The sequence below is a fragment of the Streptomyces aurantiaciflavus genome (genome assembly GCF_049808595.1).
GTDB lineage: Bacteria > Actinomycetota > Actinomycetes > Streptomycetales > Streptomycetaceae > Streptomyces.
Map to the genome: position 1 here is coordinate 15,050 of NZ_JBNCAQ010000029.1, position 26,458 is coordinate 41,507.

General features: G+C 71.8%; 21 protein-coding genes. 12 read left to right on the forward strand and 9 right to left on the reverse strand.

Going from position 1 to position 26,458, the window contains the following annotated elements; all coding sequences use genetic code 11:
* The first annotated feature begins 235 nt into the window (after positions 1–235).
* Complete coding sequence (locus ACPT94_RS29720; RefSeq protein ID WP_425247238.1) at positions 236–2,353, forward strand: SpoIIE family protein phosphatase; 2,118 nt, start codon at positions 236–238, stop codon at positions 2,351–2,353.
* 119 nt (positions 2,354–2,472) lie between these two features.
* Positions 2,473–3,330: an MBL fold metallo-hydrolase gene (locus tag ACPT94_RS29725; protein ID WP_425247239.1), complete on the forward strand. Its 858-nt coding sequence runs from the start codon at positions 2,473–2,475 to the stop codon at positions 3,328–3,330.
* 88 nt (positions 3,331–3,418) lie between these two features.
* Here ACPT94_RS29725 and ACPT94_RS29730 read toward each other — a convergent pair whose 3' ends face one another.
* The 4 genes from ACPT94_RS29730 to ACPT94_RS29745 are packed head-to-tail and all read right to left on the reverse strand — an operon-like array spanning position 3,419 to position 8,707.
* On the reverse strand, positions 3,419–5,458 hold the full coding sequence (locus ACPT94_RS29730; protein ID WP_360351261.1) for a beta-galactosidase: 2,040 nt from the start codon (positions 5,456–5,458) through the stop codon (positions 3,419–3,421).
* Positions 5,459–5,514: 56 nt separating this feature from the next.
* Positions 5,515–6,399, reverse strand: coding sequence for a carbohydrate ABC transporter permease (locus ACPT94_RS29735; protein WP_360351259.1), 885 nt, complete (start codon positions 6,397–6,399; stop codon positions 5,515–5,517).
* The gene (locus ACPT94_RS29740; RefSeq protein ID WP_425247240.1) at positions 6,396–7,373 is read right to left on the reverse strand and encodes a carbohydrate ABC transporter permease; all 978 of its coding nucleotides are present in this window, start codon (positions 7,371–7,373) and stop codon (positions 6,396–6,398) included. The genes ACPT94_RS29735 and ACPT94_RS29740 overlap by 4 nt, the downstream gene beginning before the upstream one ends.
* 20 nt (positions 7,374–7,393) lie before the next feature.
* Positions 7,394–8,707 carry an ABC transporter substrate-binding protein gene (locus ACPT94_RS29745; protein ID WP_425247286.1) on the reverse strand — a complete coding sequence of 438 codons (1,314 nt, stop codon included), beginning with the start codon at positions 8,705–8,707 and terminating at the stop codon, positions 7,394–7,396.
* 824 nt (positions 8,708–9,531) lie between these two features.
* Here ACPT94_RS29745 and ACPT94_RS29750 point away from each other — a divergent pair.
* From ACPT94_RS29750 to ACPT94_RS29765, 4 genes are read left to right on the forward strand one after another with little or no spacing between them, the layout of a single operon-like run.
* Positions 9,532–11,829, forward strand: coding sequence for a hypothetical protein (locus ACPT94_RS29750; RefSeq protein ID WP_360336880.1), 2,298 nt, complete (start codon positions 9,532–9,534; stop codon positions 11,827–11,829).
* Positions 11,829–12,971 (forward strand): hypothetical protein, encoded by a 1,143-nt coding sequence (locus tag ACPT94_RS29755; RefSeq protein WP_360336882.1) that lies wholly within the window; start codon positions 11,829–11,831, stop codon positions 12,969–12,971. The genes ACPT94_RS29750 and ACPT94_RS29755 overlap by 1 nt, the downstream gene beginning before the upstream one ends.
* Before the next feature lie 16 nt (positions 12,972–12,987).
* Positions 12,988–13,872, forward strand: coding sequence for a hypothetical protein (locus ACPT94_RS29760; RefSeq protein ID WP_425247241.1), 885 nt, complete (start codon positions 12,988–12,990; stop codon positions 13,870–13,872).
* A gap of 44 nt (positions 13,873–13,916) precedes the next feature.
* Positions 13,917–14,417 (forward strand): hypothetical protein, encoded by a 501-nt coding sequence (locus ACPT94_RS29765; protein WP_360336886.1) that lies wholly within the window; start codon positions 13,917–13,919, stop codon positions 14,415–14,417.
* Positions 14,418–14,433: 16 nt separating this feature from the next.
* Here ACPT94_RS29765 and ACPT94_RS29770 read toward each other — a convergent pair whose 3' ends face one another.
* Both ACPT94_RS29770 and ACPT94_RS29775 read right to left on the reverse strand, forming a co-directional pair.
* Positions 14,434–15,804 (reverse strand): sensor histidine kinase, encoded by a 1,371-nt coding sequence (locus tag ACPT94_RS29770; RefSeq protein WP_360336888.1) that lies wholly within the window; start codon positions 15,802–15,804, stop codon positions 14,434–14,436.
* On the reverse strand, positions 15,801–16,559 hold the full coding sequence (locus tag ACPT94_RS29775) for a response regulator transcription factor (protein ID WP_425247242.1): 759 nt from the start codon (positions 16,557–16,559) through the stop codon (positions 15,801–15,803). The genes ACPT94_RS29770 and ACPT94_RS29775 overlap by 4 nt, the downstream gene beginning before the upstream one ends.
* 122 nt (positions 16,560–16,681) lie before the next feature.
* On the opposite strand from ACPT94_RS29775, the gene ACPT94_RS29780 reads away from it, so the two are divergent.
* Complete coding sequence (locus ACPT94_RS29780; RefSeq protein ID WP_360336891.1) at positions 16,682–17,206, forward strand: hypothetical protein; 525 nt, start codon at positions 16,682–16,684, stop codon at positions 17,204–17,206.
* Positions 17,207–17,298: 92 nt separating this feature from the next.
* Here ACPT94_RS29780 and ACPT94_RS29785 read toward each other — a convergent pair whose 3' ends face one another.
* A complete protein-coding gene (locus tag ACPT94_RS29785; protein ID WP_360336893.1) occupies positions 17,299–18,168 on the reverse strand; it encodes a spermidine synthase in 870 nt (289 codons plus the stop codon).
* Positions 18,169–18,226: 58 nt separating this feature from the next.
* Complete coding sequence (locus ACPT94_RS29790; RefSeq protein ID WP_360336895.1) at positions 18,227–18,610, reverse strand: hypothetical protein; 384 nt, start codon at positions 18,608–18,610, stop codon at positions 18,227–18,229.
* Positions 18,611–18,879: 269 nt separating this feature from the next.
* Between ACPT94_RS29790 and ACPT94_RS29795 the strand changes: the two genes are divergently transcribed.
* Entirely contained in the window at positions 18,880–20,292 is a 1,413-nt protein-coding gene (locus ACPT94_RS29795; protein WP_360336897.1) for an NsdA family TPR-like regulatory protein, read from the forward strand.
* A gap of 204 nt (positions 20,293–20,496) precedes the next feature.
* On the opposite strand, the gene ACPT94_RS29800 is transcribed toward ACPT94_RS29795, so the two are convergent.
* Positions 20,497–21,093, reverse strand: coding sequence for a histidine phosphatase family protein (locus ACPT94_RS29800; protein ID WP_360336899.1), 597 nt, complete (start codon positions 21,091–21,093; stop codon positions 20,497–20,499).
* Positions 21,094–21,303: 210 nt separating this feature from the next.
* Here ACPT94_RS29800 and ACPT94_RS29805 point away from each other — a divergent pair, with 210 nt between their 5' ends.
* From ACPT94_RS29805 to ACPT94_RS29820, 4 genes are read left to right on the forward strand one after another with little or no spacing between them, the layout of a single operon-like run.
* A complete protein-coding gene (locus tag ACPT94_RS29805; protein ID WP_360336901.1) occupies positions 21,304–22,278 on the forward strand; it encodes a phosphatase PAP2 family protein in 975 nt (324 codons plus the stop codon).
* The gene (locus ACPT94_RS29810; RefSeq protein WP_425247243.1) at positions 22,229–23,404 is read left to right on the forward strand and encodes a hypothetical protein; all 1,176 of its coding nucleotides are present in this window, start codon (positions 22,229–22,231) and stop codon (positions 23,402–23,404) included. Before ACPT94_RS29805 ends, ACPT94_RS29810 begins: the two co-directional genes overlap by 50 nt.
* Positions 23,395–24,984 (forward strand): hypothetical protein, encoded by a 1,590-nt coding sequence (locus tag ACPT94_RS29815; protein WP_425247244.1) that lies wholly within the window; start codon positions 23,395–23,397, stop codon positions 24,982–24,984. The genes ACPT94_RS29810 and ACPT94_RS29815 overlap by 10 nt, the downstream gene beginning before the upstream one ends.
* Complete coding sequence (locus ACPT94_RS29820) at positions 24,981–26,321, forward strand: AAA domain-containing protein (protein WP_360336907.1); 1,341 nt, start codon at positions 24,981–24,983, stop codon at positions 26,319–26,321. The genes ACPT94_RS29815 and ACPT94_RS29820 overlap by 4 nt, the downstream gene beginning before the upstream one ends.
* Positions 26,322–26,458: the final 137 nt, after the last annotated feature.

Here is a 26,458-nt window from a genome sequence, read left to right on the forward strand (position 1 = left end):
CCCGGGTCCGTGGGCGCCCCGGCTCGAGCACCGTCGGCCACCCGCTGTTGGCGGCGGAGAACACCGTCCGCCTCCCGCCACTTCCCCGGCGGCGTGCCGACCGCTCCCCGCAGGCGTAACGTCCCCCTATGGGTGAGCTCGGGCACGTCCGGCGTGGGTATGCCGTGCCCCGAGGGGAGCAGATGGCCGCCCACGGCCGCCCGGGCGCGCGCAGTCGCGATGCTGGAGGTGCCTCGTGACCGGCACGGGTGATCCGGCCACGGATGCCGATGAACTGGATGCCGCGTTGGCCGAGACGGTGCGCCGGACCGGCGCGTCCGTCGGTGCTCTGTACGTGCTCGCACCGGACGAGCAGCTGTTGTGTCTGGAACTGCTGTGCGGGGTGCCGGCCGAGTTCGGCGCACCCTGGGAGAGGGTGCCGCTCGCCGCTCCGGCACCGGTGGCCGACGCCGTCCGTGAGGACCGCCTGGTGTGGGTGGCCAGCCAGGAGGAGATGGCCCGCTCCTATCCGCGCACCGCGATGGTGCTTCCCTACCCGCTGGCGTTGGTCGCCGCGCCGGTCACCGGCGTCCGGCGGTGGGGGGCGCTGCTGCTGATGTGGCCGGCCACCCGTCCGCCGTACATGACCGGACGGGAGCGGGGACACATCGCGTCCAGTTGCCGGCGTCTGGCCAGGGTGCTGGAGGAAGCCGTCGAGCACGGTTGGTTCCCGGCCTGCGGCGACCGGCCCCGCGTCGTCTCCACCGGAGGGGACCGCCGGTTCGCGAGCCCGGCGATGGCCGCCGCCGACTTCGCCGAGCGCCTGCCGGGCGGAAGCTGTGCCCTGGACCTGGAGGGACGCTTCGTCTACGTCAGCTCCGGCGCCTGCGACCTGCTGGGCCGAGAGGCCGGTCAGCTGCTGGGCACACTGCCGTGGCAGTCCCTGCGCTGGCTCGACGACCCCGTCTACGAGGACCGCTACCGCGCCGCGGTGATCAGCCGCGAGCCCGTTTCCTTCACCGTCTGCCGTCCACCGGACCGGTGGCTGGACCTTCATCTCTACCCGGACGCCAGCGGCATCAGTGTCCGTATCGTCCCCAGCGGCGCCGCTTCCCCGCCCTCACCCGCGCCCCGCCGGTCCACGAGCGCCGCCACACCGGCCAGCGCGGGACAGCTGTACCAGCTCACGCACCTGGCCGCCGCGCTGACCGAGGTCGTGGGCGTCCAGGACGTCATCGACCTGGTCGCCGACCAGATCATGCCCGCCTTCGGCGCCCAGGGCCTCGTCCTGTCCACCGCCGACGCCGGCCGGCTCAGGATCACGGGCTATCGCGGCTACACCTCGCACACCGTCGCCCGTCTCGACGGCCTGCCCCTCGACACCGCCTTCACCCCGGCCGGGCGGGCCCTCAGCAGCGGCATTCCCGCCTTCTTCTCCGACCCGGAGGAGATGCGGCGCGTCTACCCCGAGGCCCCCCAGGTCAGTGGGAAGCAGGCCTGGGCCTTCCTGCCGTTGATCATCTCCGGCCGGCCCGTCGGCATCTGCGTCCTGTCCTACGACAGCCCCCACGAGTTCCCCGCCGAGGAACGCGCCGTCATGACGTCGCTCGCCGGGCTCGTCGCCCAGGCCCTCGACCGCGCCCGCCTGTACGACACCAAACAGGAGCTCGCCCAGGGCCTCCAGCAGGCGCTGCTGCCCCGCACCCTTCCGGCCGTGACCGGCCTGCGGGTCGCCGCCCGCTACCTGCCCGCCACCCGGGGCATGGACATCGGCGGAGACTTCTACGACCTGATCCGGCTCGGCGGCACCGCGGCCGCTGCCGTCATCGGCGACGTCCAGGGCCACAACGTCGCCGCCGCCGCCCTGATGGGTCAGGTGCGCACCGGTGTCCACGCCCACGCGACCCTCGGGACAGCCCCCGACCAGGTCCTCTCCAGAACCAACCGGCTCCTCACCGACCTCGGCCCCGACCTGTTCACCAGTTGCCTCTACGCCCACCTCGACTTCGCCCGCCGACGCGCGACCCTGGCCAACGCCGGCCACCCGCCACCGCTCCTGCGCCTGCCCGACGGCGACACCCGGCCCGTCGTCGTCCCGCCCGGACCGCTCCTCGGCATCGACCCCGACGCCGTCTATCCCCTGACCGAGATCCCGCTCACCCCGGGGCTGATGCTCGCCTTCTACACCGACGGCCTCATAGAGACGCCGGGCGTGGACCTCGACGACTCCATCACCCACCTCGCCGGCCATCTCGCCGACGCCGACGACCGGGATCTGGACCTGCTGATCGACCACTTGCTGAGGAACGCCCGCTCCGTGCAGCGCACCGACGACATCGCCCTCCTGGTGCTGCACCACGGAGCGGGCCGTTGACACCAGGGAGACTCGGCGATGCGGGACACCCGTTCCGCTGTGGAAAGGGGGAGGCGGGGCGGCCGCGGCCCGGAGTGTTCCGGCCGGTCACGGGTACTCCGCCTGCGGAGGTGAGCATCATGCCTCGGAGCACGGACAACCTCGCCGACGACGCGATCGATGTCCATTTCATCGGTAACGCGACCGTTCTGCTGTCCTACGGCCCGCTCACCCTGCTCACGGATCCGAACTTCCTGCACCGTGGGCAGTACGCCTACCTCGGGTACGGGCTGCTCAGCCGGCGTCTGACGGAGCCGGCCGTCGACGTGGACGAGCTTCCCCGCCTCGACGGGATCGTGCTGTCCCATCTGCACGGGGACCACTGGGACCGCCGGGCGCGCCGGCGCCTGGACCACACGGTGCCGGTCCTGACCACACCGCACGCGGCCCGCCGGCTCAGGGTCGTCCACGGCTTCCGCCGCACCGCGGGGCTGCGCACCTGGCAGGCGTTCACTCTCCGGCACGGCGGGGCGCGGGTCAGGGTCACGGCCCTGCCGGGCCGACACGCCGGCCATGCGGTGCTGCGCGCGCTGCTGCCGCCGGTGATGGGAAGCATGCTGGAGTTCGGTCCCGCCGGGGGACCGGTCCGGGTGCGGCTGTACATCTCGGGCGACACGCTGGTGTACGACGGTCTCGACGAGATCACCAGGCACTTCCCCGCCGCCGATCTGGCCGTGCTCCACCTGGGCGGCACCCGGCTTCCGGGCGGCTTCGTGGTCACCATGGACGGCGCGCAGGGAGCGGAACTGGCCCGGCGTCTGGGTCCCAGGCTGTTGCTGCCCGTGCACTACGGCGACTACACGGTGATGCGGTCGCCGCTGACCGCGTTCCTCGCCGAGGCCGACAGGATGGGGCTCGGCGACCGGATCGTCCACTGCGGTCACGGTCAGCGGGCCCGTCTGACCGCCGCACCCGGGGCGGTCCCGACGGTCTCCTGAGCAGGCCGGCCCGCTGGAACCGAGCGTGTGATGCCGCCCACCGGACGGCCTGGTCAGCGGCATCACAGTCGTTCCTTCTCGCTGTCGGTCAGCGCTCCTCGCGCACGACCGCGACACCCCCTGCGGGAACGGTGACCGAACCGTTGACGGGCTTGCCGGTGAGGAGTTCGACGCCTTCGGCGGGGACCTGGGCACCGTCCCCGCCGTGGTCGATCAGGAACAGGTAGTCGGCGTCGGCGCCACTGCGGCGGACGGCTTCGATGCCGTGCAGCGGGGTGGCGAGGACCGGCTGGACGCCGGCATCGTCGCAGACGCGGGCCAGCAGCGCGGCGAGAGTCGCGGGGTCGGGGCGAGTCGCCAGATACCAGGCGGTCCCGTCACCGGCGGTGTGCCGGGTGACGGCCGGTACGCCTGTCAGCGGTCCGTCCGCGTAGGAGGCGACCTGCTCGGCTCCCGCCAGCCGGACGCGCTCGGACCACAGGGTGGCGGTGGCACCCGCGGGGACCGCCCCGGTGAGGTGGAGCGTCTCGCCGGGCAGCAGCGGGAAGAGTTCGTCGGTGCGCACGCCGAGGACGTCCCGGAAGGCGCCCGGGTAGCCGCCGAGCCGGACGTGGCAGTTCTCGTCGACGGCGCCGCTGTGGAAACCCACCGCCAACGTGCCGCCGCGCTCGGCGAAGCTCGTCAGGTTGGCCGCGCCCGTGTCGTCGACCAGATAGAGACTGGGGACGAGGACCAGGCGGTACGACGACAGGTCGGCGTCGGGGCGTACGAAGTCCACGGCCACGCCGGCCTGCCACAGGGGCCGGTACCAGTCCCGGACGAGGTCCTGGAAGCGCAGCTCGCCGCTGGGCTGGCAGGGAAGTTCCAGGGCCCAGCGGGCGTTCCAGTCCCACACCACCGCGACCTGGGCGGTCGGAGTGCTTCCCCGCACTTCGGCCAGGGCCTGGAGATCCGTGCCCAGTTGGACCACGTCACGCCAGATCTGACTGTCGGTGCCGGCGTGCGGCAGCATCGCCGAGTGCCACTGTTCGGCGCCCGCCTTGGCCGCCCGCCACTGGAAGAAGGCGATGCCGTCGGCGCCGTGGGCGACGTGGGCGAGGGCGTTGCGGCGCATCTCGCCCGGCGCCTTGGCCCGGTTGACGGGTTGCCAGTTCACCGCGCCGGTCGAGTGCTCCATCAGCAACCAGGGGCCGCCGGCCATGGAGCGCACCAGGTCGCCGCTGAGCGCGACGTCGACTTCGGATTCCGGGTCGGTGGACCGCAGGTAGTGGTCGTTGGAGACGATGTCCAACTCGGGCGCCCAGCGCCAGTAGTCCAGCGCGTCGATGCTGAAGTTCACCATGAAGTTGGTGGTGGCGGGGATGGACGGGGCCTTTGCCCGCAGCGCGTCCCGTTCCGCCGTGTACAGCGACAACAGCTCGTCGGAACAGAAGCGGCGCCAGTCCAGTCGCTGAGCCGGATTGGGGTCGGCGCCGGTGGCACGCGGCGGCAGGATCTCGTCCCAGTCGTAGTACCACTGGCTCCAGAAGGTGGTACCCCAGGCGTGGTTGAGGGCCTTCAGGTCGTCGTCGTACCGATGGCGCAGCCAGGTGCGGAAGGCGGCGGCGCTGGTGCCGCAGTAGCAGGCCGCGTTGTGGCAGCCGTACTCGTTGTGGATGTGCCACATGGCGACCGCCGGGTGGTCGGCGTAGCGCTCGGCCAGGGCGCGGGTGATGCGCAGGGCGGCGGTGCGATAGGCCGGGCTCGACGGGCAGAACGTCTGGCGGCTGCCGTACGAGAGCGTGCGGCCGTCGCGGTCGACGGGCAGCGCCTCCGGGTGGGCCCGGAAGAACCAGGCGGGCGGCGCGGCGGTCGGGGTGGCCAGGTCGGCGGCGATGCCGTTCTCGTGCAGCAGGTCCAGCAACCGGTCCATGCGGGAGAAGTCGTACTCGCCCTCGGCGGGCTCCAGCAGCGCCCACGAGAAGATGCCGACGCTGACCATGGTCACCCCGGCCTCGCGCATCAGGCGCATGTCCTCGGCCCACACCTCCTCGGGCCACTGCTCGGGGTTGTAGTCACCGCCGTAGGCGATACCGGGCACGCGGAGCGCGGGCGTGGCCGGGGCGACGGGGGGTTTCGGATGTGTCACTGGGGTCACTTTCGATACGTACTGCGACACGTACAAGGGGCGTACGGGACCTTTGTTCAGCCCTTGTTGGCGCCGAGGGTGAGGCCGCTGACGAACTGGCGCTGGAGCGCGAAGTACACGATCAGCGTCGGGATCGCGGTGAGGAGGGCGCCTGCTGCGACCAGGTTGGGGTCGGTGAAGTACTGGCCGGAGAGGTTGTTCAGCGCCGACGTGATCGGCATGTTCTCGCCGGTGGAGATCAGTACGATCGCCCAGAAGAAGTCGTTGTAGATCCAGATGGACAGCAGGGTGGCCAGGGCCGCCATCGCCGGCTTGCACAGGGGCAGCACGATCTGCCAGTACAGGCGCCACACGGAGGCGCCGTCGACGAGGGCGGCCTCGGTCAGCTCGTGCGGCAGGGAGCGCATGTAGTTGCTCAGCACGAAGGCGCAGAACCCGGACTGGAAGGCCACGTGGATCAACACCAGGCCGAGCGCGGAGTCGTACAGCTTGCCGCTCATCGTGATGCCGGGCAGGTCGATCAGCAGGTACATGCGGTACAGCGGGGTGATGATGACCTGCTGCGGGAGCAGGTTGCCCGCGGTGAAGACCAGCAGCAGGAAGAGGTTGATCCGGAAGTCGAAGCGGCTGACGTAGAACGCCACGCACGACGACAGGAACAGGGTGACGAGCACCGCCGGGACCGCGATGAGCAGCGTGTTCCCGAAGTAGTGCAGCATGTCCGACTGCTCGAACGCGTTCGTGAAGTTGTCGAAGCTCAGCTTGTCGGGCCAGGAGACGTAGCCCTTGGTGCTGGTCTCGGAGTACGGGCGCAGGGCCGCGAACAGGGCCCACAGCAGCGGGGCGAGCCAGGCCAGGGCCGTCACGACGAGGAACGTGTGCAGCAGGATCCGGGCGGGGCGCACGGGCGTGCGCTCCTTCAAGTGCAGGGTGGTGCTCATGCGCTCCGCTCCTTCCGGAAGGTCGAGATCAGGTACGGGATGATCACGGCGAGGGAGATCACCAGCAGGACCACGGCGATCGCGGAGCCGTATCCGATGCGGCTGGACTCGCCGATGATGTTGTTGGTGACCAGGATCGAGAGCAGTTCGGTGCCCTGGGCGCCCTTGTTGAAGACGAAGACCAGGTCGAAGGCGCGCAGCGCCTCGATGATGGTGACGACCAGGACGACGGTGTTGGTCGGGCGCAGGGTCGGGAAGATGACGTTCTTGAACGTCTGCCACTCGTTGGCGCCGTCGAGGGAGGAGGCCTCGCGCAGCGACGGGTCGACGCCCTTGAGGCCGGCCAGGTAGAGGATCATCATGTAGCCGGTGTGGCGCCAGCAGGCGGCGACCAGGACGGCCCACAGGTTCAGGTGCGGGTCGCCGATCCAGTCGATGTAGTGGCCGGGCTTGTTGGCCCCGATGATGCTGTTGATCAGACCGGTGTCGGGGTTGTAGACCAGCTGCCAGACGAATCCGGTGACCGCCAGCGACACCACGACCGGGAGGAAGAAGGCCGTCTGGTAGACGCGGCTGAACCGGATGTTCTTGTCCAGCTGCACGGCCAGGAACAGGCCGAGGGGCGTCGGGATCAGGATCAGCACGACGAACCAGATCACGTTGTGCTGGACCGCGGGCCAGAACTGCGGGTTGTTGGTGAACAACTCCTTGAAGTTGTCCAGCCCGACCCACTTGATCGAGTCGAAGCCGATGCCGTCCCAGGTGGTGAAGGCCAGGGCGATGGAGGCGAGGGCCGTGACCCAGACCAGGGTCACGTGCAGGACCGTGGGCACGCCGGCCATCAGGCCGAGCGTGAACCGGTCTCGGCGGGTCAGCAGGCGCCGGTGGCCCTGCGGAACCCGCTTCTTCGAGGACGCGCCCCGGGGCGGCTCGACGGCCGCCTCCGGGGACTTCGTGGTGATTTCGGTGCTCATGTTGTTGATCGGGCCGCCGCTCAGGAAGAGGCGAAGATCGTCTTCTTCTGACGCTCGATCGAGGTGAGGAGGCTGTCGATCCCCTTGGGGTCGCGGACGAACTTCTGCAGCGCGGGCTGCATCACCGTCGAGGTGAAGTCCGGCCGGCTGTCGCGGTCCATGAACTGCGTGAGGCTCTTGGCCCCGCTGATCATTTCGTACGCCTTCTTCTGCAGGGCCGTGTACGACGAGGTGTCGGCCTTGCTGGAGGCGGCCACGACGCTGGAGTCGGCCTTGAGGTAGATCGACTCGGCCTCGGGGGTGCCCAGGAACTCCAGGAGCTTGGTGACGCCCTCCTTGTTCTTCGGGGCCTTGGAGACCATGAAGCCGTCGGTGGGCGCCTCGACGGTGTCCTGGCCGAACTGCGGGTTGATCTCCGGGAAGGCGAAGAAGTCCAGGTCGTCCAGGTCGGCCTTGTTGGTGAACTGCTGCGCCACGAAGGAGCCGAGGAGATACATGCCGGCCTTCTTCGACACCAGCGTCTGCGCGGCGTCCTGCCAGGTACGGCCCAGGGAGCCCTCCTGGTGGTAGGGCAGCAGCTCGGCCCAGTGGTCGAAGGCGGCCTTGACCTTGGCGTCGGTCCAGGAGGCCTTGCCCGCCATCAGCTCGACATGGAAGTCGTAGCCGTTCAGACGGAAGTTGATCTGGTCGAAGGTGCCCATCGCCGGCCAGGCGTCCTTGTCACCGAAGGCGATCGGCGTCAGGCCGTCCTTCTTCATCTGCTTGCACAGCGCGACGAGCTGGTCCCAGGTGGTGGGGACGGTGTAGCCGTGCTGCTGGAAGACGCTCTTGCGGTAGAACAGCGCCCACGGGTACGTGTACAGCGGCACGAAGTAGTACTTGCCGTCCGCGCCCTTGCTGAGCTTCTTCATCGCGTCGGGGAAATTGTCCCCGACCTTCGCCCACACGTCGTCGATCGGCGTGGCCAGGCCCTTGGCCGCGAAGAACTGCATCCGGTAGCCCGCGAACCAGTTGAACACGTCGTCCGGGGTGCCCTGCAGGTAGGAGTTGATCTGCTCCTGGAACGTGTTGTGGTCCTTGGTGTTCACGTCGACCGTGATCCCGGACTGCTTCTGGAACGCCGCGTAGATCTCGGCGAACGCCTTCTTCGGCACCGCGTCGGAGGCGTTGGAGCCGACGGTGACGGTCTTGGAGTCGGCGGCCGATCCGCTGCCGCCGCAGGCGCTCAGCAGCGGGACGCCGGCGCCGAGGACGGCGGCGCCGCCTATGCCGCGCAGCAGGGTGCGGCGGCTGGGGGTGAGGCGGGAGAGACCGGAGGGGGAGAGGTCGTGCATGAACGGCTCCAGGTGACAGGGTCCGGCCATGGTTCTGGCTGAAAACTGATCTCAATCGACCAGAAATCAACTTGACCGAACATGTTGGCGCAATAACAGCCGCACGTCCTGTCATGCGTCAAGAGCCGACGGCCCGATTTGTCGAAACGTAATCGACACGCCCTCGCGCGCCCCGCCGGCGGCCTTCGCCGCTGAGACGGATGTGACTCGTGGGGCGATCACCGAGGCGGGGCGCACACCTCGCGGAGGCCTGTGGGCCCGGACGACCCGAACTGCGCATTGCATCCGCACAGTTCTCGACGTCACCTTCCGCTGCATGCAATGGCTCGCGGACTACGTTTGACGGCCAAACCTAACCCCTCAACCTTCACGAATGCGACGAGTTAATGGGAGCCCTCCGCCACGAAGACCCGGAGGTGACGTCATTCACACCGACGCGGTCGCCTCAGCTCCCCGGACGCCGCCCCGGCGTGTCCGCCGACGCAGAGAGCGAAGGCCGTGGAGACAGGGCTGTCGGTTCGGGTGACGTCGACTCCGCCCCCTGATGGGTCGGAGGCCCGCCCGCGGGGCCGGAGGCCCGCGCCCGACGGGCCGGAGGCCCCGCCCGGGGGTTCGGAGGGCCCGCCCGGGGGTTCGGAGGGCCCGCCCGGGGTTCGGTGGGCCCGCCCGGCGGTTCGCCGGCCCCCGCTTCCACGCGCCCCCGCGAAATTTCACGAACCCGGGACGGCCAACGACTCCGCCCACTACGTTGCCTGCCATATCGGGAGCGGTCTCCCGAACCGGTCCGGAGGGGTGCGGAACCGGCACTGCATGCTGGGGGGAACATGTCAGACATTTCCAGAGCTATCGACGCCCTGCTCGAAGCACGCCTGCGTCAGCTGCCGGCGGTGGAACGTGAGAGCGCGCGGTGGAAGACCCTCGGCGAACGGCTGGACGAGCTGGACACCGCCCTCACCGACCTCCGCGTCCACACCACCCTCGATCCGGAACTCGCCGCCTCCCTGACGATCCCTCAGCTTCCGGAGATGCGGGCCGGTGTCGCCGAGGCCGCCGACTCCTTCCGGACGATCGCCTCCCGGTTCACCCGGACCACCGTCAACCTGGGGGTGAGCGGGGCCGCCCGCATGGGCAAGAGCACCCTGCTCCAGTCGATCTCCGGCCTGGACGACCAGCAGATCCCGACCGGTGACGGCATTCCGGTCACCGCCGTGCGGAGCCGGATCTTCCATGCGCCCGCGGTGCGCCGGGCCGAGCTGGAGATGCACAGCCCGGAGAGCTTCCTCGCCGAGGTGATCGCCCCGCTGCACACCGCCCTCGCACTGACCGCGCCGCCGCGTTCCCTGACGGAGTTCGCCGCCTGGAGCTACCCGAAGTCGGCGGAGGAGACCCGTCGCCGCATGCTGTTCGCCCGGCTGCGCGACCTGCAGAGCGCGCTGCCCTCGTACGAGCACCTGCTGACCGGCGGTGTGAAGTCCGTACCGCTGGAGGAGATCCGCCCCTACGTCGCCTACCCGACCAGCGAGGAGGTGGAGGCCGCCGGCCCCGGTGGGGTGCCGCGCCGCTACGCCGCGGTGCGCGAGGCCCGGATCGAGTGCCCCTTCCCGCACGAGCACGTGGCCCGGATCGGCATCGTCGACCTGCCGGGGCTGGGCGAGGTCACCGCCGACGCCGAGCAGCGGCACGTGGACGGACTGCGCAACGAGGTCGACGCGGTGCTGGTGGTCAAGCGCTCCTCCGACACCTCCTCGTTCATCGACGAGACCGACACCGCCGGCATGGCGCTGCTGGACCGGGTGCGCGGGTATGTGCGCAGCACCGGGGAGTTCACCTACGTGGTGCACAACGTCGACCCCGGCAAACCGCACCTTGCCGAGGCGCTCCGGGGGCAGCTGCTGCACGGCCTCAACGACGGGGAAACCGATCGTTTCTTCACTGTCCTCGAGGCCGACGTACGCGATCCCGAGCAGGTCGGCCGTGCGGTCCTGACCCCGCTGCTGACGAGGCTGGCCGACGGACTGCCGGTGATGGACGCCGAGGTGCTCTCCGGCACCCGCGGCCGCGCCGCCGCCGTACGCGACCGGATCCGGCTGCACCTCACCGACGTACGGCGGGTGCTGGACCAGGTGGGGCGGCGCGCGGGAGTGCCGGAGGAGGTCAACGACGCCAAGGCCGACCAGTTGCGCAGCGGTGTCGCCAAGCGGCTGCGTGTGCTGGTCGCCGAGCTCGCGGCGGAGGCGGACGGCTCCGCCGACACGGGTTTCGTCCAGGCGGTCGAGACCGCCTACCAGGGCGTACTGGACTGGATCGACGACGGTTTCGGGCGCGGCGCGCAGGCCTGGCAGGAGCTGGCGCTGACCCGCATGATCACCGAGGGGCACCCGGCGGACTTCGCCGGACCCGAGTTCAACCGGATCCGGGTCGAGATCAGCCGGCGTTTCGCGGCACTCGACGACTTCTTCACCGAGCGGATCACCGACGCGTGGGACCGTGCGGCGGCTGCCGTCGCCGCCGAGTGCGGCGCGCTGCTCTCCGAGCAGGCCGAGCAGGCCGAGCAGGCCGCCAGCGAGGAGCCCTCCGGACGGCCCTCCGGACGGGCGGTCCTGGGCCGCCTCGCGGAGCTGTTCGAGGAATCCCCGCAGCCCTGCCCCGGCCTGGCGGCGGCCGTGCACCACCTCCTCGACGTACGGCTGGAGTACCGCACCCTGCTCCACCCCCGGGTGCGCCCCGACCTCGCCCCGCTGAATCTGCAGGTCACGCACCCCGACACCGGCGAGGAGATGCAGCACGTGGCGGTGCCGCTGACGGAGGAGGGCGCCAAGGAGCTGTACGGCATCTTCAACGGCCTCGCCGAGCAGGCGGCGTTCCGGATCCAGAAGTCGCTGCTGCGGGAGGCGGCCGTGCCGGCGGCCGTGATACACGCGCTGCTGGAGCAGTTCGAGGACACCCTGATCCGGTCCGGCACCTCGGCGCAGGAGTTCCGCCGCTTCGTCCGCAGCTACCGCAACGACCTGTGGCCGGAGGAGTTCCGCGGCATCGACGAGGCCAACAGTCGCTTCGCCCGGGTCGTCAGGGTGACCAAGGAGATCGCCGCCATCACCGAGCAGGAAGGGGAGGCGCTGTGATGGACGCCCAGGGCCCGGTTTTCGAGTACAAGATCGGCCTGCTGGCGCCGAGCCGGGTGGGCAAGAGCACCTTGATCGCCAGTCTGCTGAAGGAGGGCCAGCAACTGCTGAACCGCGAGACCACCGTCGGGCTGACAGCCGACCGGCCGACCCTGAATCGGATCACCGCCACACACAACATGGTGACCGGTGCGCTGAAGGCCAGGACGTTCGAGCCGGGCGTGGTACCGAGCACGCCCGATCCCTCGTACTTCCGGCTCCTGCTGGAGCCCCGGGGGCAGGATCTGCCCATTCGGTTCGACATCCTCGACTACCCGGGCGCATGGCTGGAGAAGGGAGGCGACAGCGCCCAGAACGAGCAGAAGTGGAACGAGTGCGAGACGTTCCTCTCGGACAGTTCCGTGCTGATCCTGCCGGTCGACTCGGTACTCCTCATGGACGCCGGCGACAGTCACGCGCATCTGCTGACCGCGCACCTCTCCGTGTCACAGATCGAGCAGGTGGTGCAGCGGTGGGCGAAGAACCGCCGCGAACGGCCCGGCGAACCCGCGATGGTGATCTTCTGCCCGGTCAAGTGTGAGACGTACCTGTCGGACAGCGGTAGCCTCCAGGACCACTCCGCGCAGTTGCGGCAGCAGCTGTGCGAGCAGTTCAGCGAGGTGCTGGAGACGATCAGGGAGGCCGCCCCGCACGCCTCGGTCCGTTACCTGCCGATCGACACCTTCGGCTGTGTCGAGCTGGTCTCGGCCAGGTGGACGCCGCACGCCAACGCCCCGGGCGGGGTCATGCTGGTGCCCAAGTACCGCGTACGGCCTCCCGGCACCATCAAGCGCAAGGGCCTGGACGACCTGGTCAGCCTGCTCTGCAGACAACTCGTCGAGGCGGCCCGGCTGCAGAGTCAGCGCACTGCCGCCGTGCGCAGGGTGACCGCTGATTTCTCCCGCAGGCACGCCGAAGCGGAAGAGGGCTTCTTCCGGGACCTGTGGCTCAAGGTCAACGGTGAGCGGAAGCGCCGGATCGAGGTCGCCGACGGCGACGAGGCACGCTACCGCGCCGCCGAACAGACCACCCGGTCCCTCTTCGACGTTCTCGCGACCCTGGCCGAACGGGCCGGCAGTGCCCGCCTGCAGCACCTGAGCTGAGCCGAAAGGACTCTCCGTGCGGATCCATCTGCGTACCCGAGGTGCGCCCCGGCCACTCGACTACGACTTCCTCAACTCCAGGCCCGTCAGCCGTTGGTGGGACGCGTACTCCGACGTGACCGCCACCGAGCGGCCCTGTTTCCTCTCCGTGGCGGGCCACGACCAGTGGCGCGTACTGGTGAGCGGTGTCCCCTCGGTACGCACCGACTCGGTGGGCACCCTGATCTTCTACACCCTGGTTCTGGAGGGCGCCCACGACGGCACCACTGCCGAGGACCGCGCGCTGGTGCTGGCTCTGGCCTCACGATGGCTGGCCGACCTCGACAGCCACCGCGACGAGCCCAAGGCGCTCTCCGCCCTCTTCGACAGCCTCTGCCCCGCCCCGGAGGTGGACCGGTTGCTGGCCGCCCCGCTGTCAGAACTCACGGCGGACCGTGAAGAGCTGACCGCGACGATCCGCGCGGCACTGGCCGGTGTGGAGCCCGTACCGTACGAGTCCGCGCCCGAGCACGGGCTCGACCGGTGGATCGCCGGGCGGGACGCCCCGGGGGCCGTGGCAGCCTTCCTGAACCGGCTGTCCGAGCTGCTGTCCGGGGAGGAGGAGAGCCAGGCACATCTGCTCAACCTCGTCTCCGAGGCGGCGGACGTGGCCGACCTGTTCCCCGGACGGCTCGCGGTCCTCGTGGAGGGCGGCCAGGTCGGTGACCCGGCCATGCCGCTGCGGAAGCTCCCGACGCTGAAGGCCCCACCGGGGCCACCGGCTGCGCCGGTACCTCCAGGCCCTGCGGGAGCCCGCCCAAAAGCCGGATGGCGGACGCCGATGTCCCTGGCATCGCTGGCCGCCTTGGTGCTTCTGCTGGCCCTGGCCGGGGTCCTCTGGATCTGGGAGGCGCCTTTCTGACACCGGGCAAGTTCAGCAGAGGCCTTGATGACCGGGAAATCAGAGTGCGCCTGCCGGACCGCGAACTCGTCTTCTTCAGCCGACCGATGTACCAGGAGCGCTGGATCGAGGAGAACCGGCTTCTGGAGTTCCGCTGCGAGTTCCGTTCCACCTATCCGGCGACCCGGCAACCTGTTCTCGCACGGCTGAGGGCACGACTGGTCGTCAGATGGGTCGAAGGGCTGCCCTACATGGACAAGGTCGGCCCGCGCCTGCGTACTGCCATCCAGCGCCACTCCCCCTCTCGCCTGAGCAGGGTCGGCGTGGGCGTGGTCAAGGACCTCATGCCCAGCTTCACTCTGGACGGGGTCGAGGACGTGGACTTCGCGATGGCGCTGGACGGGAACAAGGTCTTCGAGGTGTCCGAAACCGAGCCGGAGCAGGAGTGGCAGTCGCTCGTCATCGGCGGCACCTGCGGCAGCGTCCGGATCAGCAACATCGGCTACCACATGATCAAGTCCGTCGCGCACATGACCGAGATCCGTTCCGGTCGGACGTCCGCTTAGGAGTACCGTCCCGCCCTCACCCCACCCCCGCCCGCCTCCGCCGCCGTACCGCCCCCCGGTGCCCCCTCCGCGTCGGCGCGTGTCCGCTCAGTTGGATCCATATCCGCACCTCGGTGCCGCCGAGCACCGACGACCCGATGCGTACGTCCCCGCCGGTCGACTCGGCGAGGCGGCGCACGATGTCCAGGCCGAGCCCGGTGGACCCGGTGTTTCCGGAACCCCGGCCGCGGGCCATCGCGGCCTCGGGGTCGGATATGCCGGGGCCCGCGTCCGAGACGAGCACGATCACCGCGTCGTCGGCGTTGTGCACGTCGACCGCGAAGGCGGTGCCCTCGGGGGTGTGCCGGAAGACGTTGCCGAGGAGGGCGTCGAGTGCGGCCGCGAGGTCGGCGCGGGCCACGGGTATGCGCACCGGCCGGTCGACGCCGGCCACCCGCACCTTGCGGCCCTCGTCCTCCGCGAGCGCCGCCCAGAACGCCATCCGCTCCCGTACGACCTCCGCCGCGTCGCATCCGGCGCCCGGTCCGGCGGCCGCCGTCTGCGGCTTGGCCTCACGCGCGGTGCGGATGATGGCGTCGACCTCGCGCTCCAACTGGGCGACCGCCGCCCGGGTCTGCTCGGCGGCCGGGGAGTCGCCGAGAGAGGCCGCGTTGAGCCGCAGCACGGTCAGGGGCGTACGCAGCCGGTGCGAGAGATCGGCGGCCAGCTCTCTTTCGTTCGCGAGGAGTTGGACCACCTGGTCGGCCATGGAGTTGAACGCGACTGCCGCGAGCCGCAGTTCGTTCGGCCCCTCCTCCGGCACGCGCGCGCCCAGTTTCCCCTCCCCCAGTTCGTGCGCGCCCTCGACGAGCCGCTGGGCGGGCTGCACCATCCGTACGCCCAGCCGGTCGGCGACGGCGACCGAGCCGACGACGAGGGCGACGCCGACCGCGGCGAGCACCGCCCAGGCGGTGCCGACGCCGTTGCTGACCTCGGACTCGGGGACGTACACCTCGATGACCACGGTCCCGATGCTCAGGGCGACGGGCTGGAGCAGGACGGAGCCGCCGGGCACCTCGGCGGTGGAGGCGCGGCCCAGTTCGCGGACGGCCGCGATGTCGGTGTCGGCGGCGCGCCGCCGGCCGAGGTCGACGGCGGCCCGGTCGTCGCTCGCGGGGAGGTGGACGGCCATCCCGTCGTCGGAGCCGGCGGAGGCGATGACCCGCTCCAGCTGCTCGCGGTCGGTGGTGATGGACAGCGCGGGGACCACGACGGCGGCCTCCCGCTCGGCGTTGGAGAAGGCGCGGTCGCGGGCCATCTCCTTGATGACCAGCCCGAGCGGAACCGCGAAGGCGACCACGACCATGGTGGTGACCGCCAGACAGACCTTGACCAGTGCCCACCTCATCGCGGCGGCTCCGCTCCGGGAGGGCCGGGGGACTCCATGGCGTGCGGCTCCGTGGTGGGAGGCTCCATGGCGGGCGGCTCCAGCTTCACACCGACACCCCGCAGGGTGTGCAGATAGCGCGGGCGGGCCGCCGTCTCGCCCAACTTGCGGCGCAGCCAGGACAGATGGACGTCGATGGTCTGGTCGTCGCCGTAGGACTGCTGCCAGACCTCGGCGAGCAGTTCCCGGCGCGGGACGACGACTCCGGGGCGGCCGGCGAGGAAGGCGAGCAGGTCGAACTCGCGGCGGGTGAGGTCGAGGCGGGCGCCGTCCAGCTCGGCCTGGCGGCGCAGCGGGTCGACGGTCAGGCCACCGACCCGCAGGACGGTGGACGGCGCGGTGTCTCCTGCGCCGGAGCGGGCGCGGCGCAGGACGGCCGCCATACGGGCCGAGAGGTGCTCCACCGAGAAGGGCTTGGTCAGGTAGTCGTCCGCCCCGGCGTTCAGCAGGCGGACGATCTCCGTCTCGTCGTCGCGGGCGGTGGCGATGATGACGGGCACGTCCGTGATGCCGCGCAGCATCTTCAGGGCCTCGGAGCCGTCCAGGTCGGGCAGTCCGAGGTCCAGGATGACCAGGTCGAAGCGGAAATGGGCGACCTCGCGCAGCGCCTCCAGTGCCGTCCCGACGCTGCGCACGGTGTGCGAGGCGTCGGTCAGGTGCCGGATGAGCGCCGAGCGCACGAACTGGTCGTCCTCGACCACGAGCACACTTGCCATGCGCCGCACCGTACGCCATGCGGGCGAGACGAATTCGGGCCTGTGGACAACTCGCCTCCTGTGGACAACCGGTGGGGCATCCGTGCGACACCCGTGAGGCGTGTGGGGCAAGATGGCCCGCGATGCGCAGAGGACTCGTACACGTACTGGCGTGGTCGCTCGCCACGGGCGCGGCGGTCACGCTGTCGTGGTGGGGTGTCCACACGGTCATGGCGGGCACGGCCTACGACCCGCCGCGCGCGCTGCCGCTGACCGCGGGCGACGCGACGACGCAGGAGTCGAAGCCGGTGACGTCGGCCACCAGCCGCCCCACTCCTTCCGTTTCTTCCGCGAGCCCCTCGGACAGGTCGTCCCCGCAGCCGAGCCGGAAGCCCCGCTCGCCCTCCCCCGCCCCCTCGAAGACGGCGACGACCGCTCCCCCGAGCCCCTCCGGCGAGGTCAGGAGCTACGACACCGACGGCGGGCGGGTCGTGTTCGACCTCGGGAAGACCTCCGCGACGCTCGTCTCGGCGACGCCGGGTGCCGACTGGTCGATGCAGGTGTGGAAGACGGAGTCATGGATCCGGGTGGAGTTCGCCTCGGGCGCGGACCGGGTGTCGGTGTTCTGCACGTGGCACGACGGACCGCCGCGCGTCGAGGTGTTCTGACGGCTGGTCATGGTCCGTCGGAACACCGACGGTGGGTGGTTCATCCGAACACCGTCGGCGGGTGCCCTATCGGAACACCGACGGCGGGTGATCTATCGGAACGCCGACGGCGGCGGTGCCGGTGACGCCACCGCCGACGCGTCCACGACCGGTACGGCCCCGCCGGTGAAGTCGGTGAGCGGCTTGCCGTGTTCGACCCGGCCGGGGTGCGGGTCGGAGGCGGCTCTGCGGGTCAGCTCGGCGACCGGCAGGGGCAGGTCGGAGGCGACGAGGACCGCGTTGCCGAACCGTTTGCCGCGCAGCACGGTCGGGTCGGCGACCAGGGCGAGTTCGGGGAAGCGGGCGGCGGCGGTGGCGATCTGGCCGCGCAGGTGGGCGAGCGGCGGGCCGTCGGCGAGGTTGGCGGCGTAGAGCCCACCGGGTTTCAGGGCCCTGCGGACCTCGTCGAGGAACTCGGTCGAGGTCAGGTGCGCGGGCGTCCGGGCGCCGCTGAACACGTCGGCGATGACGAGGTCGGCCCACCCGTCGGGCACCTTGGCGAGCCCCTCCCGGGCGTCGACGGACCTGACCCTTGTGCGGGCACCCGGGTCCAACGGCAGCTCCCGGCGCACGAGTTGGACGAGGCGCACGTCACGCTCGACGACCTGCTGGGTGGAGCGGGGGCGGGTGGCGGCGACGTACCGGGCGAGGGTGAAGGCGCCGCCGCCGAGGTGCACGACGTGCAGGGGCTTGCCGGGCGGGGCGGCGAGGTCGATGACGTGTCCGAGCCGCCGCTGGTACTCGAAGGAGAGGAACGCCGGGTCGTCGAGGTCGACGTGCGACTGGGGCGCACCGTCGATGAGGAGCGTCCAGGCCCGCGTCCGGTCGCGGTCGGGCACGAGCTGCGCGAGCCCGCCGTCGACGGGCTCGACGACGGCGGCGTCGGCGTCACGCTCGCGCCGGGAGTTCCTGGACCTTGCCATGGAGGCATTTTCGCAGGCGGTGAGGGCGCTCCGCGCGCTCAGCCGGGCCCGGAGCACCTCAGTGGCAGTTGTCCGCCGCCTCGATGGTCCGCGCCGCCTCTCCCAACGCCCGCCGCAGGACGGCGGGATCCGTCGCGAGGTCCGCCTCACCGGGCGGCACCAGCCAGTCCGCGCCCTCGTCCGGCGGCTCGGGGTTCAGTCGCAGCCCGTGTCCGTTGGTCTCCGTGCAGGTACTTCCGGGAACGTCCCAGGCGGCGGCGGTTCCCGGTGGCACGAGGAAGCCGAGCGTGTCACCTCCGTCGTGCAGGACGGGCCCCACCGCGTCCGCGTCACCGCGGCGCAGGATGTCGACCGCCTCCAGACCCTGCCGGGTCGGCACCGTGACGAGGTCGCATGCCGCCACCGACGACATACAGGGATCGTTGCTCTGGCTGGTCTCCATCCCGGCCTCCACACCGCGCAGCCCGCTTCAGTCCACGGCGTTCAACGCGTCACACCGTCAACGGCTACGGCGGAAGTGCGCCGCAAAGGATGGCAGTTCATGGCAGATCGTGGATGAGATATCCGGTTTGTAGCCAAACACAGCGTGGCGAACCGACCACAGCAGGTACGTTCTTGCCCGCTGGACACCAGGGTGAGCACATCGGGACGCATCGGTTGACCCACCCGGAATCCGGCATGGTTCGACGGTTCGCACGAGAGGACCCGGCCATGGCGTCAACGGTGACCCCACCCCGGCCCAACCGGCCACCACGGCCCAATCTCGCCTTCCGGCAGCTGCGCGGACAGCGCTCGCCGGCCGAGTTCGCCGCACTGGTACGGCGGGCCGCGCGCGAGATCGGTGAGCGGGTCAGCTGTGACGCGCGCTACATCGGCCGGGTCGAGGCAGGAGAGATCCGCTGCCCCAACTACGCGTACGAGCGGGTGTTCCTGCATATGTTCCCCGGCCGCACGCTCACCGATCTGGGGTTCGCGCCCCGCTCGTCCGTACGCGGACGGGGGGCGCGCGCCGTGGGTGACGCGCCGGGTGCCGATGAGGCCCGCGGGGCGGACGAGCCGTATGACACGCAGGACCCGTACGACACGCACCACAACCACGAGGAGAGCGACGTGCTGCGTCGCGCATTCATGACCGGCGGGGGCGCCACGGTGGCCGCCGCCTCGCTGGGCCCCTTCGGGTTCGCCCTGGACGCATCGGCGGCGGAACGTTCCGTGCGCCGCGCCGGGGCGGGCGACGCGAGCGCCCTCGAAGAAGCGGTCCGCAGGATCCGGCTGCTGGACGACCGGCACGGCGCGGACGGTCTCTACCGGCGCGCGGCGGCCCCGCTGCGCGCCGCGTACGCGCTGCTGGACGCCGGCGCGACCCGGCAGGCGACCGCCGACCGGCTCCACTCGGGCGCCGGTGAGCTCGCCATCTCGGTGGGCTGGCTGGCACACGACTCCGGCCGGTTCGACGACGCGCGCTCGCACTACGCGGAGGCCCTCGCGACGGCGCGGACGGCCGGGGACGAGGCGCTGGAGGCGCACGCGTTCTGCAACACGGCGTTCCTCGCGCGCGACGCGGGCCGGCCGCGCGAGGCGGTGCGCGCGGCGCAGGCGGCCCAGCGTGTCGCGCGCCCCCTCGGCTCGCCCCGGCTGATGTCGCTGCTCGCGCTGCGCGAGGCGGGCGGCTGGGCCGGCCTCGCCGACCGCACCGGCACCGAACAGGCCCTCGCACGCGCCCAGGCCCTCTACGGACGGGGCCCCTGCGACGCCGACCCCGAGTGGATGAGCTTCTACGGCGAGGCCGAGCTGGAGGGGCTGGAGGCCCAGTGCTGGTCCACCCTGGGCGACTGGCCGCGCGCGGCCCGGCACGCACGGCGCGCGGCGCACCTCCAGGACCCCCACTTCACCCGCAACATCGCGCTGTACACCGCCGAACTGGCGGACGACCTCGCCCGCGGCGGTCGCCCCGACGAGGCCGCGGCGGCGGGGATGCGGGTGCTGGATCTGCTCGGTCAGGTCCAGTCGTCGAGGATCCAGACGATGCTGGCGGGCACGGCGAGGGTGCTGCTCCCTCACCGGCGGGCTTCCGGGGTGTCGGACTTCCTGGAGAGGCACGCATCACAACCGAGAGCCGTGTGAAGAGGCCCGCCTGGCTGCGGGCACCTCCCCGCAGGGCGGCTCCCGTCCCACAGGAACGGCGCCCGTCGAGACGGCACGCGTCGACGCCGCCCCGCCCTGGCCGCGGGCAGTCGTGCGACAGGGCGGCCGCGGTCCGCAGAAGCCGGCGCCCCGCGAGCGCGGGCGGACGGACGCACCCGCCTGCGGCAACCCGGCAAGGGTTCGTCAGCCCGCCAAGTGCCCCAGGTCGTTCCAGCTCTCGATCGCCGGCTCCCCGTAGGCCCAGCCCAGGACCGACAGCGACGTCGGGTTGAGCCGGATGCGTGCCGCGAAGTCCAGCGGCAGCCCCAGCCACCTCGCGCCGATCGACCGGAGGATGTGCCCGTGGGCGAAGACGAGGACGTCCCGGTCCTCGGCGCGTGCCCAGGCGACGACTTCGTCCGCGCGCGCGGTGACCTCGGCCAGGCTCTCGCCGCCGGGCACCCCGTCACGCCAGATGAGCCAGCCCGGCCGCCGGGCCTGGATGTCGACGGGGGTCAGGCCCTCGTACGCGCCGTAGTCCCACTCCATGAGCGTGTCCCACGTGGTGGCCCGCTCGCCGAAGCCGGCGATCTCGCACGTCTCACGCGCGCGTGCCAGCGGGCTGACGCGTATCTCGACGTCCGGGAGGCCGTCGAACGGCGCCCGGTGCAGCCGCTCGCCGAGCAGCTTGGCGCCGCGGCGGCCCTCCTCCAGCAGGGGCACGTCGGTCCTGCCGGTGTGCTTGCCGGACAGCGACCACTCCGTCTGTCCGTGGCGGGCCAGCAGGATGCGCGGTGCCATGGGGGACCTTTCCGGGGAAACCCTGGGGGAACCCAGGGACAAATCAGAGGCGGAACCCCTCCATCATCGCTCACCCTGAACAGGGGCAACCCGGCGGGCGATCTCAGCGTCTTTGAGGGCCGGGGGCGTTCGGAACGGGCGCGTACGCACGCCGTAAAGTGGCACCTCCGTGCCACCGCGCCGCAGCGACAAGAAGGGGGAGGCGATCGGATGCCGCAGACCGAGACACCGGGTACCGAGGCGGCGCCGACGAGCCGACTGCGCTGGTGGACCGAACTGCCGCTGATCCTTCTGGTGTACGCGTGCTACTCGGCGGGCCGGCTGCTCGCGCGCGGGGACGTCAGTACGGCCGTCGACCACGGTCTGGCGATCCTGCGGATCGAGAAGTTCCTGCACATCAACGCGGAGCACCCGCTGAACCGCCTCTTCCGGTCCGAGGCGTGGATCGGCGTCCCGGCGGACTTCTGGTACGCGTCGCTGCACTATGTGGTGACGCCGGTGATCCTGGTCTGGCTGTTCCGCTCGCGTGCCGTCCACTACCGGGCGGCCCGCACCTGGCTGATGACGTCGACCTTCATAGGCCTGATCGGCTTCACCCTGCTGCCCACCTGCCCGCCCCGGCTGCTGTCGGCGGAACACGGCTTCGTGGACACGATGGCCCAGTACAGCTCGTACGGCTGGTGGGGCGGCGAGGCCAGTGCGCCGCGGGGGATGGGCGGCATGACCAACCAGTACGCCGCCATGCCGAGTCTGCACGTGGGCTGGGCGCTGTGGTGCGGGGTGATGCTGTGGCGCCACGGCCGCACGCCCACGGCGAAGGTGGCGGCCGTCGTCTACCCCCTGGTGACGGTGATCGTCGTGATGGGCACCGCGAACCACTACTTCCTCGACGCGGCCGCGGGCGCGGCCGTGATGGGCGTGGGCCTGCTGCTGGCGCCGCTGGTCATGCGGCGGGCGGACGGGGTCCGCGCCTGGTTCGCGGCCCGCGGCCCGGTCGCCGCGGCGCGTGTCCCTCTGGCCTCGACGGCCTCCGGGGGCGCTGGCGCCCCGATTGTCAGTGGCGGATGCCAGACTTCCACGGGTGAGCGAATTCCACGGCAGCGCGAGTCACGGTTCGGGCCCGGAGCCGAGCCGGGTGCCTCCCCCTCGGACGCGGGGGACGGCGCTCCGGCAGCGGCTCGCTGACCTGCGCGGTCCCGACGTACCCGCCAAGGCGCTGGACGCCCGGGCCCTCGCGGCGCTCGCCGCGAACCCGGGCTGCCGACGGCGCGCGATCCTCGACGGCGCCGGGGTGGACAAGGCGGCGCTGGCGAGCGCGCTGGGCTCGCCCTCGGCCTTCGGGCAGTCGCAGTTCGCCCTGACGCGCGGCAACGCGTTCGAGGCGAAGGTGAAGGCGGACGGCGGCGCGGAGCTGCTGCGTCTGGTCCACGAGAGGCTGGACCCGCGCGCCGTACCGCCCGCCGGGGCGAGCGTCCCCGACCTGTCGGCGATCGGCCCCGAGGGCCGTACGGCGCGGACGGCGCTGGCGCTGCGCGAGGCCACCGAGGCCTCCGGCACCTGGACGGTGCTCGACCACCCGATGCTCGCGCTGGACGTCGCCGGCTCCCCCGCCTTCCTGGAGCCGGACGCGGTGGTGGTGCACCCGGACGGCAGCTGGACGGTCGTGGAGATCAAGTCGTTCCCGATGCTGGACGGCTCGGCGGACCCGGCGAAGGTCGGCGCGGCCGCCCGGCAGGCCGCGGTGTACGTGCTGGCGCTGGAGGAGGTCGCCGGCCGTCTCGGCACGGAACCGGAGGGGACCGAGGCGCCCCCGAGGTGGACCGCTCAGGAAAACGCCCCGGCCCCGCGTGTGCGCCACCGCGTGCTCCTGGTCTGCCCCAAGGACTTCTCCAACCTGCCCACCGCCTCCGCCGTGGACGTCCGCAAGCAGCGCGCGGTCACCAGCCGCCAGCTGGCCCGGCTCACCCGCATCCAGGACATCGCCGACGCCCTCCCGGAGGGCACGTGCTTCTCCCCCGAGCTGCCCGCCGAGCAGCTCACGGCGGCCGTCGAGTCGGTCTCGGCGGCGTACACGCCGGAGTGCCTGGCCGCGTGCGAGCTGGCCTTCCACTGCCGCGCCCGCTCCCGCGCGGCCGGCGCCGTCACCACCCTGGGCCGCCCGGTCCGCGCCGAGCTGGGCGGGCTGACGACGGTCGAGGACGTGCTGGCCGCCGCGCGCGGGGAGGCCGGGGACCCGGACGATCCGGCGGTCGCGGCCCTGCGCAGAGCGGCTCAGCTGCGGGGCGAGGCCCTGGGGGCGATGTGTCACTGATCGCCACCCTCGCCCGCCTCGAAGCCGTCACCACCGGCCGCGCCCAGCCCGCCGCCACCGTCCGGCACCGGCACCTGTCCGAACGGCCGCTGGTGTTCGTGCCGCTGACCACCGCCGGTGAGGCCGGCGCCCCGCTGGGCGCGCTGGTCGGCACCGACCGGGACACGCCCCGCCTGCTGGTCGTCCCGCAGCCGCGCGACCGCGACCTGAGGTTCGCGTTCCTGGCGGAGCTGGCCGACATCGTCCTGCCGTACATCGACTCCTACGCCGACGCCGTCGAGGCCGCCGAGCGCAACGAGACCGACCCGCAGACCGGCAAACGCGTCAAGGTCGAGGTCGAGCTGTGCGCCGACGCGCCCCAGCTGGTCGTCCCCAGCCGCGCGGGCGTCGACCTCGTCCGCCTGCTGGGCCGCTCGATGCGCTTTCGGCGTACGGCGGAGCAGGACCCGGAGACGCCGTATCCCGCGCCCCCGCGCGTGCCGTTGCTCGGGCGGTGGCTGACGCACTTCGGGGAGCGGGCCCGGGTGCCCGGGTCCTCGCTGCTGCTGGCGCTCACGGAGGTACTGGGCCGGCACTGGGCGACCGGGCAGTCCAGCCTGGAGGACCAGCACCTGGGGGCGCTGCTCGCCTGGATCGACCCGCCCGAGGGCAGCACGGGCGCCGAGGCCGCGCTCCAGGCCGAGCTCGCGCGCGACGACGAGGGCCAGCTGCTGTGCCCGCCGGCCGGTCCGGCGACCGACCCGGCGTTCGACAACAAGCTGCTCGCCCCGGCCATCGAGCGCTACGACCGTGCGCGCACCGCCCTGGCCGCCGCCGAGGACGGACTGCAGGCCGACGACCGGCTCGGCGAGCTGACCGCGGCCGAGCGGGAGATCCGCGAGCTGGTCCGCAGCCGGACGCTGCCCACCTGGCGGAGGGTGTGGGAGGGCATCGACCTGCTGCGGACGCTGCCCGAAGGGGCGCACGTCGAAGAGCGGTGGACGCGCGACCGCTGGTCGTTCACCGGTCACCGCGACCGGGTCGTGGCGGGCGAGCCGCCGCAGCCGCGCCGCGACGACGCGGTCACCGCCGCCAACAAGCTGGCCACGCGCGAGCGCGAGCAGGCCCGTCTGGAGGCGCAGGAGGCCCTCGACGACCCGCTGGTGATGGCGGGCCGGCGGCTGACCGGGGAGGCGTTCGCGGGCGAGGTCGTCGACGTCGTCATGGCGTACAGCGAGGGCAAACGGCCGAGTCCGCGCCCGCTGGTCACGGTCCGTACGGAGGACCGGCCGCATCTCGGGGAGCGGGCGAAGGTGTTCCGGTCGCTGGGCGGCAAGCCGCAGGCGGCGGAGTTCGTCGGTCAGGAGGACGAGGGCGTCCTGGTGCTGCGGATCGTCGACAAGATGGGCCGCGGCAAGGAGCCGGATGAGGGGTCGGTGCCCGAGAAGGGCGACCGGGTGTGCTTCACGCTCTTCGAGCACGAGCAGCGCGGCGGCGCGAAGCTGCCCGACCCGGAGGAGACACCGTGGACGCACGGCGGTCCGCCCGGCGAGCCGGTCCTGGAAGCCGCCGACCCCGTCACCGAGGAGGACTCCCTGTGACCACCGAGACCGTCTTCGACGCCGGTACCGCCGCCGCCCGCGCCACCGACGCGATCCTCCACGACACGCTGCACGGCGGCGCGCGCGGTGTGGTCGTCGACTCCCCTCCGGGCGCCGGCAAGTCCACGCTCGTCGTCCGCGCGGCACTGGAACTGGCGGACGCCGGGCGGCCGTTGATGGTGGTCGCGCAGACCAACGCCCAGGTCGACGATCTTGTCCTGCGCCTCGCCGAGAAGAGCCCCGAGCTGCCGGTGGGCCGTCTGCACAGCAGCGACACCGACGCCTACGACAAGGCGCTGGACGACCTGCCGAACGTACGGAAGTCGGCGAAGGCGGGAGACCTCACCGGTCTGCCCGTGGTGATCTCCACGGCGGCGAAGTGGGCGCATGTGAAGGTCGACGAGCCGTGGCGGCACGCGATCGTGGACGAGGCGTACCAGATGCGCTCGGACGGCCTGCTCGCGGTGGCCGGGCTGTTCGAGCGGGCGCTGTTCGTGGGCGACCCGGGGCAGCTGGACCCGTTCGCGATCGTGGGCAGTGAGCAGTGGGCGGGCCTGTCGTACGACCCGTCGGCCTCGGCGGTGACGACGCTGCTGGCGCACAACCCGGACCTGCCGCAGCACCGGCTGCCGGTGTCCTGGCGCCTCCCGGCGTCGGCGGCGCCCCTGGTCTCGGACGCCTTCTACCCGTACACCCCCTTCCGCAGCGGCACGGACCACGGCGACCGGCGTCTGGCCTTCGCCGTTCCCTCGGACGGCTCCGCGCCGGACCGGGTGATCGACGAGGCGGCGGAGTCCGGCTGGGGCCTGCTGGAGCTGCCCGCCCGGCACACGCCGCGCACGGACCCGGAGGCGGTACGGGCGGTCGCGACGGTCGTCCGCCGCCTGCTGGACCGAGGCGGCGCCGCCACCTCCGAACGCTCCCCCGCCCCCACCGCCCTGACCGCCGACCGGATCGCCGTCGGCACGGCACACCGCGACCAGGCGGCGGCCGTCCGCGCGGCGCTCGCCGAGCTGGGCGTCACGGACGTCACCGTGGACACGGCCAACCGGCTCCAGGGCCGGGAGTACGACGTCACGGTGATCCTCCACCCCCTCTCCGGCCGCCCCGACGCCACCGCCTTCCACCTGGAAACGGGCCGCCTCTGCGTCCTCGCGTCCCGCCACCGGCACGCGTGCATCGTGGTGTGCCGGGCGGGGGTGGGCGAACTCCTGGACGACTATCCGTCGACCGAGCCGGTACAGCTGGGAACGGTCGTGAAGTTCCCGGACGGCTGGGAGGCCAACCACGCCGTCCTGGCACACCTGACGAAACACCGGATCACCCAACACCCCTGACCGACCCCACGACACCCACTCGGCCGAGCCGGCGCCGCACCGGCTCCCGCCCCCGCCGGACGGAGTCCGGCACGCCGCCGGAGGCGGCCGACGACAACAGCCCGGACGGCTGGGAGGCCAACCACGCCGTCCTGGCA